Annotated in this window: 1 protein-coding gene; it reads left to right on the forward strand. The window is 40.5% G+C overall.

The genetic code is table 11. From position 1 onward, the window contains the following. The coding region (locus HMPREF2607_RS08235) for an SspB-related isopeptide-forming adhesin (RefSeq protein WP_148130160.1) at window positions 1-432 on the forward strand (432 nt) is incomplete at both ends.

The raw sequence follows: 432 nt of genomic DNA on the forward strand, positions 1-432 counted from the left end.
ATGATGATAAAGAGTTGGCAGACAAGTACGCAGACACAAATGCGAACCCATATGCGGATGATGCATCAAACAACGAAAAACAAAACTTGAACACTAAGACTGTGAAACGTGGCGACAAGTTGGTTTACCAAGTATGGTTGGATACAACTAAGTTTGACGCAAACAACAAGGACAACATCCAATCAGTAGGAATCTCAGATGACTACGATGAAACTAAGTTGGATCTTGACGCTACTAAGATCAAAGCTTACGATTCAGTAACAGGTGACGATGTTACAGCTAAATTCGATATCACTGTTAACAACGGTGTGATTACTGCAACTCTTAAAGATGGCTTTACTAAGTCACTTGGCGATGCAGAAAACACTCAAGTGATTGACACAACTAAATTCGCCTTCGGACGTTACTACAAGTTCGACATCCCAACAACAG

It is taken from the genome of Streptococcus sp. HMSC078H03, from assembly GCF_001808655.1.
Taxonomy (GTDB): domain Bacteria; phylum Bacillota; class Bacilli; order Lactobacillales; family Streptococcaceae; genus Streptococcus; species Streptococcus salivarius_G.